This is a genomic window from Acidovorax sp. KPB24-07, assembly GCF_057543315.1.
The window spans coordinates 1-9,129 of the sequence record NZ_BAAJYS010000145.1; the positions used below are offsets into that span (position 1 = coordinate 1).

Genomic DNA, 9,129 nt, shown 5'->3' on the forward strand with positions numbered 1-9,129 from the left:
GAACTTACCTTTTGCCATTTTGAATCTCCAAAGAGCAATGCCTGTGTCAGGGTTTAACGTCTGCACCCGATTGCTGAGTCGTCCCGCACAGGGCAACAGGACGGCACCGGGTCGCAGATTGCAAGGATCTTGCTGCTATTTTTTTCATAGCTGCCAGCGCCTACTCGATAGTCGCTGGCAACCAATTCCATCAAACCAACCGAAAGGGGCCGCCAAAGCCGCCCCTCCCTTTGCCAATTACTTGGCGCGTGCAGCCATGATGGCTTCCGACACGTTGCGAGGGGCTTCGCTGTAGTGCTTGAATTCCATCGAGTAGGTGGCACGGCCTTGCGTTGCGGAGCGCAGCGAGGTCGAGTAGCCGAACATTTCCGACAGGGGCACTTCCGCCTTGATGGCCTTGCCGCCGCCGACCATGTCGTCCATGCCCTGCACCATGCCACGGCGGGACGACAAGTCGCCCATCACCGTACCGGCGTAGTCTTCCGGCGTTTCGACTTCCACGGCCATCATGGGCTCGAGAATCACGGGGTTGGCCTTGCGGCAACCTTCCTTGAAACCGAAGATGGCGGCCATCTTGAACGCGAGTTCGTTCGAGTCCACATCGTGGTACGAACCGAAGTGCAGCGTGACCTTGACGTCCACCACCGGGTAGCCGGCCAGCACGCCTTGCGTGACGGCTTCGTTGATGCCCTTTTCAACCGCGGGGATGAATTCGCGAGGAACCACACCGCCCTTGATGGCGTCGACGAACTCGATGCCCTTGCCGGCTTCGTTCGGCTCGATCTTGAGCACGACGTGGCCGTACTGACCCTTACCACCGGACTGGCGAACGAACTTGCCTTCGGCCTCTTCCACCGTCTTGCGGATGGTTTCGCGGTAGGCCACCTGGGGCTTGCCCACGTTGGCTTCCACGCCGAATTCGCGCTTCATGCGGTCCACGATGATTTCCAGGTGGAGCTCGCCCATGCCGCCGATGATGGTCTGGCCGGATTCTTCGTCGGTGCTGACGCGGAACGAAGGATCTTCGGCAGCCAGACGACCCAGCGCGATACCCATCTTTTCCTGGTCGGCCTTCGACTTCGGCTCCACGGCCTGACGGATCACGGGCTCGGGGAACACCATGCGCTCCAGCGTCACGATGGCCGAGGGATCGCACAGGGTTTCACCGGTCGTCACGTCTTTCAGACCCACGCAGGCGGCGATGTCGCCAGCGCGGATCTCATCGACTTCTTCGCGGTTGTTGGCGTGCATCTGCACGATACGGCCGATGCGCTCCTTCTTGCCGCGCACGGGGTTGTACACCGTGTCGCCCTTGGACAGAACGCCGGAATACACACGCACGAACGTCAACTGGCCCACGAATGGGTCGGTCATCAGCTTGAACGCCAGGGCAGAGAACTTTTCCGAGTCGTCGGCCTTGCGGCTCGTCGGTTGCTCGTCGTCGTCGGTGCCGCCCACGGGAGGAATGTCCACCGGCGAAGGCATCAGTTCGATCACGGCGTCCAGCATGCGCTGCACACCCTTGTTCTTGAAGGCCGTACCACACAGCATGGGCTGGATTTCGCAGGCGATGGCACGCGTGCGCAGGCCGAGGGTGATTTCCTCTTCGGAAAGATCACCTTCTTCCAGGTACTTGTTCATCAGGTCTTCGGAGGCTTCAGCAGCCGCCTCGACCATCTTCTCGCGCCATTCCTTGGCCGTTTCCAGCAGATCAGCGGGGATCTCTTCGAAGGTAAACTTCATGCCTTGCGAGGCCTCGTCCCAGATGATGGCCTTCATCTTGCGCAGGTCGACCACGCCCGTGAAGTTTTCTTCGGCACCGATCGGGATCACGATCGGCACGGGGTTGGCCTTCAGGCGCAGCTTCATCTGCTCGACGACCTTGAAGAAGTTGGCACCGGTACGGTCCATCTTGTTCACGAACGCGAGGCGGGGCACCTTGTACTTGTTCGCCTGGCGCCACACCGTTTCCGACTGTGGCTGCACGCCGCCCACGGCGCAGTACACCATGCAGGCGCCGTCGAGCACGCGCATGGAGCGCTCCACTTCGATCGTGAAGTCCACGTGGCCGGGGGTGTCGATGATGTTGATGCGGTGCTCGGGGAACGAACGGTCCATGCCGCTCCAGAAGCAGGTGGTGGCAGCCGACGTGATCGTGATGCCGCGCTCTTGCTCCTGCTCCATCCAGTCCATGGTGGCTGCGCCGTCATGCACTTCACCGATCTTGTGGTTCACACCGGTGTAGAAAAGAATCCGCTCGGTCGTCGTGGTCTTGCCAGCGTCGATGTGGGCCGAGATACCGATATTGCGGTAGCGCTCGATGGGGGTCTTGCGAGCCATGGTAAATCCTTGGTTGAACGTTGTGTTCGTTGTGATGGGCCACCCGCTTTTGCGACGCAGCACCACAATTTGCCGGCGACCTGAATCAAGATAAGGCCGCAGGCAGAAAATGCCAGCGGCCTTACGTTTGCACCGGAGAAAGCCTGGAGGCTTAGAAGCGGAAGTGGCTGAATGCCTTGTTGGCTTCGGCCATGCGGTGCACTTCGTCACGGCGCTTCATCGCGCCGCCACGGCCTTCCGTGGCTTCCAGCAGTTCGTTGGCCAGGCGTTGCGCCATCGACTTTTTCGCCACGCTTGCGGGCGGCTTCCTTGATCCAGCGCATCGACAGTGCCAGACGGCGCACGGGGCGCACTTCCACAGGCACCTGGTAGTTGGCACCGCCCACGCGGCGGGACTTCACTTCGACCATGGGCTTCACGTTGTTGATGGCAACGGTGAACGCTTCCAGAGGGTCCTTGTCAGGGTGCTTCTTCTCGATCAGTTCCAGAGCGCCGTAAATGATGCGCTCTGCCACTGCCTTTTTGCCGCCTTCCATGATCACGTTCATGAATTTGGACAGCTCTACATTGCCGAACTTGGGATCCGGCAGGATTTCACGTTTGGGGACTTCGCGACGACGTGGCATTTTTTCACCTCATGTTTGCTTCAGTTGGCATCTTTTCAGACACCGCGAGAGCCATTCAGGACTCCCACTTACTCGACCCACGCAAGACAGTTGCGCTTGGGGTCACTACGCTGAATCACCGCGCCACGCGGGAAACAGCACCGGATATCTTTTGCAAAAAAGCGCAGGGCTTACTTGGCCTTGGGCTTCTTGGCACCGTACTTGGAGCGCGCTTGCTTGCGGTCTTTCACGCCTTGCAAGTCGAGCGAGCCACGCACGATGTGGTAACGCACACCGGGCAAGTCCTTGACACGACCGCCGCGAACCAGCACGACGCTGTGTTCCTGCAGGTTGTGGCCTTCGCCGCCGATGTAGGAAATGACTTCGAAACCGTTGGTCAGGCGAACCTTGGCGACCTTCCGCAGAGCGGAGTTAGGCTTCTTTGGCGTCGTGGTGTACACACGGGTGCACACGCCGCGGCGCTGAGGAGAGTTTTCCATCGCGGGGCTCTTCGACTTGATCTTTTCGACCTCGCGACCCTGACGGACCAGTTGATTGATGGTTGGCATGAATACGTCCCTAAACGTGAAATGCTTCGTGAAAAACGAAAACGTGAATCCCTTCGGAAATTCCGAAAAGCCTTCTAATGTAGCAGGTTGGCGCTGATGGAGCAATCGCGGGGCGGCCAGCCGGCCGCCGCCGTGTCACTTGATCCACAGGCGGATGGCATCCCAGGCGCGGCCGAAGATGCCGGCCTGCTCCACCGTCTCCAACGCCACCAGCGGCACTTCGGCGATGGGCTGCTCACCCAGCGACACCTTCAGGGTGCCGATCGACTGGCCCTTGGTGAATGGTGCCACCAGCGGGTCGGTGCGCACGATCTGGGTCGTGACCTTGCCGGCGCTGCCCGACGGCACGGTGACGACGATGGCGTCCGGGCGGCCGATCTGGATGGTGTTCTGCTTGCCCTTCCAGACGGCCGGCGTGGCGGCGGGCTGGCCGGCGTCGAACAGCTTGACGGCGTCGAAGGCCGTGTAGCCCCAGTTCAGGAGCTTCTGGCTCTCGTTCGCCCGGGCGTTCTCGCTGGAGGCCCCCAGCACGATGGACAGCAGACGGCGCTGGCCGACGTTCGGAAAGTCGCGCTTGGACGTGGCCACCAGGCAGTAGCCGGCAGCGGCGGTGTGGCCGGTCTTGAGGCCGTCCACCGTGGGATCGCGGAACAGCAGCGAATTGCGGTTGGTGCCATTGGAGGGCGGCGTGCCCGGGTACGCGTAGTGCTTGGTCGCGTAGTAATGCATGTACTCCGGGAATTCCTGCATCAGGCGGGTGGCCAGCACGCCCAGGTCGCGCGCGGTGGTCGTGTGGCCCGGCTCGGTCAGGCCTTCGGGGTTCTTGTAGGCCGTGTTCTTCATGCCCAGGGCCTTGGCCTGGTCGTTCATGAGCTTGACGAAGTTCTCGGCCGTGCCGCCCACGCCTTCGGCCAGGGCCATGGTGGCGTCGTTGCCCGACTGCACGATCATCCCCTTGATGAGGTCTTCCACCGGCACCTGCATCTTGGGATCGATGAACATGCGCGAGCCGGGCATCTTCCACGCCAGCACGCTCACGGGCAGCTTCTGCTCCAGCGTGATCTTCTTGGCGCGCAGCGCGTCGAAGACCAGGTAGCCCGTCATGAGCTTGGTGAGCGATGCCTGCTCCACCGGCGCGTCGATGTCCTTGGCGGCGAGCACCTGGCCGGCGGTCACGTCGAGCAACAGGTAGTTGCGCGCAGCGATCTCCGGGGGCTGGGGGGCCTGGCCCTGCGCCCAGAGGGCGGCAGGCGCCAGCACGGCGACAAGAACGAAGGAACGCAGCGTGGAGAGGAAGGGCTTCATGGAAACAGGCATTCGGGGCAAGGAAACAAACCAAACGGTCAAAAACGGCGGCGGGGATGGCGCGCCGTGCGGTGCCCGGTAGGGAGCGTCTGGAGGGCGGTCAGTTCCCCGCCAGCAGGTGGCGGGACACCAGGTTTTTCAGGAGCGGCAATTGTCCGTGAAAGAAATGACCGCCGCCGGGCACGACTGTGACGGGGAGTATCTGCGGCCGCGCCCAGTCCATGACGGCCGACAGCGGCACGGTGTCGTCCTGCTCGCCGTGCACGACCAGCGTGCGCGCATGCGCCTCGGCCGGCACGGGCGCCACGGTGAAGCGGCTGGCGGCGGTGCCGACCAGCACAACCCGCTCAATGCTGCGCTCGCTCCACAGGCGCTCCAGCGCATGGCTGGTGACGAAGGCGCCGAACGAGAAGCCCGCCAGGGCCAGCGGCCCCTCGGGCGCCGCCTGGCGCACCACCTCCAGGAAGTCTTCCAGCTCGCCCTGGCCCGCGTCATGCGTGCCGGCGCTGGCGCCCACGCCCCGGAAATTGAAGCGCACGGCGGTCCAGCCGCTGTGCACGAAGGCGCGCGCCAGGGTCTGCACCACCTTGTTGTCCATGGTGCCGCCGAACAGGGGGTGCGGGTGGGCGATCACCGCCACGCCGCGCGAGGGCGCGCCGTCCGGCGCCTGGGCCGCATCGCGTGCCGCTTCGATGGCACCGGCAGCGCCGGTGAGGGTCAGGCGTTCAGTCTGGGCATTCACTGGATTTGCTATCAAATAAATAGCTGTCAGGACAATAAAATCTAGGGCAGACAGCCAAAAACACTTAAAAACCGATCGGCGCGCGAATCAGCGCCCGAGTTCCGGCGGCGTGAGCAGGCGCTCGACGACCTGGCCGTTCTTCAGGTGCGATTCCACGATTTCGTCGATGTCGCTGCCATCCACGAAGGTGTACCAGGTGCCTTCCGGATAGACCACGGCGACGGGCCCGCCGGCGCAGCGGTCCAAGCAGCCGGCCTTGTTCACCCGCACCTTTCCGGGGCCGGACAGGCCGGCCGCCTTGACCTGGGACTTGCAGCGGTCGAACGCAGCCTGCGCACCGTGGTGGGCGCAGCTGTCCTCGCCGTTGGTGCGGTCGTTCAGGCAAAAGAAGATGTGGCGGGCGTAGTAGCCAAGCTGCGCGGCTGGCGGCGTGGGGGTATCGGTCATCCGGGCATTTTAGGAGCCGATGCGAACAGGGGTATCCGCGTGGCCCTCGGCCGGGTCCCGGTCGCGCCGGGCCACGCGCTGCACCACATAGACCAGGGTGGCGTAGGGCCAGAGCCAGCCCAGCCATTGGCCCAGGCCGTAGAAGCGGATGAAGCGGCCCTGCTCCCAGGCCTGCAGGGTGTCGGCGAAATAGGCGCTGGTGGGCGCCTGGTTGAGGATGTTCAGGTGCAGCATCAGCAGCAATAGCAGCACGGCGGCGCTGGCGCGGCGGGGCAGGCCGGCCAGCATCAGCGCGACGGCCATGCCGGCCCACACGCCCACGCGGGCCGGGGTGCCGAGCCACTCCCAGGCATGGGCCGGGCCGTAGCTGAGCGCGGAGGACAGCGCGGTCACCGACACGCCCGCCACCACCGTGGCCAGCGAGAACGCCACGCGGCGGCCGATGTGGCGGATCACGCAGTAGCCCAGCAGGCAGGGCACGAGCAGGCCCAGCATCACGGCCAGCAGTTCGGCACTGGGCGACAGGGCCTCCAGGGGCGTTTCGCGCAGCGGCAGCCAGTCCAGGAACGGGGTGTCGGCCAGCAGGTCTTCCAGCGCGATCTCAAGGCGCTCCCACATCTGTCCCAGCCCGAACGGCACGGCGGCGGGAAACAGCAGTGCCACCGGCCACAGCGCGAGCAAGGCCAGCGCCCCGCTGGCGTCGGCGACGAACCACCGCGCCCGCAGCCGGCTCCAGCGGGCCAGCGCGCCCAGCCGCTCCAGCAGTGCCGCCAGCAGCGCGCCGCCCAGTGTGCCCAGCGCGTTCAGCACCAGGTCCATGTTGGAGGGCACGCGCCGCGGCAGGTAGATCTGCAGGAACTCCATCAGCATCGAGAGCAGCGCGCCCGCCAGCGCGGCCACGGGCACCGCAGAGCGTGGCCAGCCGGTGCGCAGCAGGGCCAGCGCCAGCAGGAAGCCGAACGGCGCATAGCCGGCGATGTTGATGTTGACGTCGAACCAGGTCCAGTACGGCGGGGGAATGCGGGCGGTGAGGAACACCCATGGCGAGATGCCCTGCTCGCGCCAGCCGTCGAAGGGGAACAGGCTGGCGAAGACCACGAGGGCCGCGTAGATCAGCGCCAGGGGCCAGGCGGATGTCTTGTGCACGGCGGGGGCGCGCGGCCGGCGCGTCAGAAGGGTTTGACGACGACCAGCACCACCGTGGCCACCAGCAGCAGCACCGGCACCTCGTTGAACCAGCGGAACCAGCGGTGGCTGCGCCGGCTCTGGCCGCTGGCCAGCTTGCGCAGCAGGACGCCGCAGGCATGGTGATAGCCCACGGCGAGCACCACGACCAGGAGCTTGGCGTGCATCCAGCCGTTGCCCGGCCCGCGGCCGATGCCGTACCCCAGGTAGAGCCACAGCCCCAGCGCGATGGCCGGCACGGCCAGGAAGGTGGTGAAACGCAGCAGCTTGCGCGCCATGAGCAGGAGCCGGTCTCGCTCGGCGGCCGAGCCCGGTGCCACCATGGCCAGGTTGACGAAGATCCGAGGCAGGTAGAACAGGCCGGCGAACCAACTGGCCACGAAGACGATGTGAAAGGCTTTGACCCAGAGCATGGGGGGCAGTGTACGTGCCGTGCCGGGCCGTCCGGCGGAGTCCGACGCGCAAAAACCACGGCGGCCGGCGTCACGTCGAAGGGCCGGGCGGAGACCGCCCCGGCGCAATGTGGCGCACAATTTCGGGATGCATCTGTCCAGCCCCACCCCCTTCCCCCAGAACCGCCCGCGCCGCCTGCGCCGCGATGCCTTCACCCGCAACCTTGTGCGCGAGCATGCCGTCACGCCGCACGATCTGATCTACCCCGTGTTCGTGCACGAAGGCCAGGGCCGCAGCGAGGCCACCGCGTCGATGCCGGGCGTGGAGCGCCTGAGCCTGGACCTCCTGCTGCCGGTGGCCGAGGATTGCGTGAAACTGGGCATTCCGGTGCTGGCGCTGTTTCCGGCCATCGACCCCGCGCTCAAGGCGCCGGACGGCAAGGAGGCGCTCAACCCCGAGGGCCTGATTCCCCGCGTGGTGCGGGCGCTCAAGAAGGAATTCCCCGCGCTGGGCGTGATGACCGACGTGGCGCTGGACCCCTACACGAGCCACGGCCAGGACGGCGTGCTCGATGCCACCGGCTACATCATCAACGACGAAACGGTGGAGATCCTCACCGGCCAGGCGCTCACGCATGCCGAGGCGGGCGTGGACATCGTGGCGCCCAGCGACATGATGGACGGGCGCATCGGTGCGATCCGCGAGGCGCTCGAAGTGCAGGGCCACATCCACACGCGCATCATGGCCTACAGCGCCAAGTACGCGAGTGCCTTCTACGGCCCGTTCCGCGATGCCGTGGGCACGCGCGGCGCCCTGGGCAAGGCCGACAAGAACGTGTACCAGATGGACCCGGGCAACACCGACGAGGCGCTGCGCGAGGTCGCCCTCGATATCGCCGAAGGCGCCGACATGGTGATGGTCAAGCCCGGCATGCCGTACCTGGACGTGGTGCGCCGCGTGAAGGACGAATTCCGCGTGCCCACCTTCGCCTACCAGGTGAGCGGCGAGTACGCCATGCTCAAGGCCGCGGCCGCCAACGGCTGGCTCGACCACGACGCGGTGATGATGGAGAGCCTGCTGGCCTTCAAGCGCGCCGGCGCCGACGGCGTGCTGACGTATTTCGCCCGCGACGCGGCGCGGCTGCTGCCAAAGTAAGCGACCGCCCCCCGGCCGCCTGCCTGCAGGGCCGGCGCCGGCGTCTTCCCCGCCCTGCCCCAGGCCTCCATGCGCATCTTTCACATCCACCAGGGCAACGCCACCGAGCTGGCCGCCCTGCCCTCCCAGCCCCCGGCCGCCGGCTTTTACTGGATCTCGTGCACCCGCGCGGCCTTCGGCGAACAACTGGGCCTGCTGCAGGCCGCGATGCAGGCCACCACCGGCCTGCAACTGGTGGACCTGCACGTGTCCGACCTGCTGAACGCGCAGCTGCCATCGCACTACGACTACACCTCGCAGTACGACCTGCTGGTGTTCCGCCGCCTGGCGGCCGCCGGTCCGGGCGCGGCACCGGCCAGCGCAGCAAGCCCGCAGGCCGTGCCTCCCG

Annotated in this window: 8 protein-coding genes and 2 pseudogenes; 2 read left to right on the forward strand and 8 right to left on the reverse strand. The window is 65.5% G+C overall.

Features of this window, described 5'->3' with window-relative positions; genetic code table 11:
* Window positions 1-237: 237 nt before the first annotated feature.
* The 8 genes and pseudogenes from fusA to AC27IQ_RS14765 all read right to left on the reverse strand — a co-directional run bounded on the left by fusA (window position 238) and on the right by AC27IQ_RS14765 (window position 7,606).
* Window positions 238-2,340, reverse strand: a complete 2,103-nt coding sequence (gene fusA, locus AC27IQ_RS14730; RefSeq protein ID WP_272565827.1) for an elongation factor G — start codon at window positions 2,338-2,340, stop codon at window positions 238-240.
* 151 nt (window positions 2,341-2,491) lie between these two features.
* Window positions 2,492-2,966 (reverse strand): annotated as a pseudogene (gene rpsG / locus AC27IQ_RS14735) (30S ribosomal protein S7).
* Window positions 2,967-3,136: 170 nt separating this feature from the next.
* Window positions 3,137-3,514, reverse strand: a complete 378-nt coding sequence (gene rpsL / locus AC27IQ_RS14740; RefSeq protein WP_010104110.1) for a 30S ribosomal protein S12 — start codon at window positions 3,512-3,514, stop codon at window positions 3,137-3,139.
* Window positions 3,515-3,649: 135 nt separating this feature from the next.
* Window positions 3,650-4,819: a D-alanyl-D-alanine carboxypeptidase family protein gene (locus AC27IQ_RS14745; protein ID WP_284394566.1), complete on the reverse strand. Its 1,170-nt coding sequence runs from the start codon at window positions 4,817-4,819 to the stop codon at window positions 3,650-3,652.
* 100 nt (window positions 4,820-4,919) lie between these two features.
* Entirely contained in the window at window positions 4,920-5,561 is a 642-nt protein-coding gene (locus AC27IQ_RS14750; protein ID WP_487089906.1) for an alpha/beta hydrolase, read from the reverse strand.
* A gap of 87 nt (window positions 5,562-5,648) precedes the next feature.
* Window positions 5,649-6,008, reverse strand: a complete 360-nt coding sequence (locus AC27IQ_RS14755; RefSeq protein WP_487089907.1) for a (2Fe-2S) ferredoxin domain-containing protein — start codon at window positions 6,006-6,008, stop codon at window positions 5,649-5,651.
* 9 nt (window positions 6,009-6,017) lie between these two features.
* Window positions 6,018-7,154 (reverse strand): VanZ family protein, encoded by a 1,137-nt coding sequence (locus tag AC27IQ_RS14760; RefSeq protein ID WP_284430259.1) that lies wholly within the window; start codon window positions 7,152-7,154, stop codon window positions 6,018-6,020.
* Between the two features lie 23 nt (window positions 7,155-7,177).
* On the reverse strand, window positions 7,178-7,606 hold the full coding sequence (locus AC27IQ_RS14765; RefSeq protein ID WP_487089908.1) for a CopD family protein: 429 nt from the start codon (window positions 7,604-7,606) through the stop codon (window positions 7,178-7,180).
* Window positions 7,607-7,733: 127 nt separating this feature from the next.
* Between AC27IQ_RS14765 and hemB the strand changes: the two genes are divergently transcribed.
* Together hemB and AC27IQ_RS14775 are read left to right on the forward strand one after the other, a co-directional pair.
* Window positions 7,734-8,741 carry a porphobilinogen synthase gene (gene hemB / locus AC27IQ_RS14770; RefSeq protein WP_487089909.1) on the forward strand — a complete coding sequence of 336 codons (1,008 nt, stop codon included), beginning with the start codon at window positions 7,734-7,736 and terminating at the stop codon, window positions 8,739-8,741.
* Between the two features lie 69 nt (window positions 8,742-8,810).
* Window positions 8,811-9,129: pseudogene (locus AC27IQ_RS14775) on the forward strand (magnesium transporter CorA); the annotation flags it as partial.

What these genes read in the sequence shown, in the direction of transcription:
- fusA (WP_272565827.1), bottom strand. Translation starts at nt 2,340, where the DNA reads ATGGCTCGCAAGACCCCCATCGAGCGCTACCGCAATATCGGTATCTCG.
- rpsL (WP_010104110.1), bottom strand. Translation starts at nt 3,514, where the DNA reads ATGCCAACCATCAATCAACTGGTCCGTCAGGGTCGCGAGGTCGAAAAG.
- AC27IQ_RS14745 (WP_284394566.1), bottom strand. Translation starts at nt 4,819, where the DNA reads ATGAAGCCCTTCCTCTCCACGCTGCGTTCCTTCGTTCTTGTCGCCGTG.
- AC27IQ_RS14755 (WP_487089907.1), bottom strand. Translation starts at nt 6,008, where the DNA reads ATGACCGATACCCCCACGCCGCCAGCCGCGCAGCTTGGCTACTACGCC.
- AC27IQ_RS14765 (WP_487089908.1), bottom strand. Translation starts at nt 7,606, where the DNA reads ATGCTCTGGGTCAAAGCCTTTCACATCGTCTTCGTGGCCAGTTGGTTC.
- hemB (WP_487089909.1), top strand. Translation starts at nt 7,734, where the DNA reads ATGCATCTGTCCAGCCCCACCCCCTTCCCCCAGAACCGCCCGCGCCGC.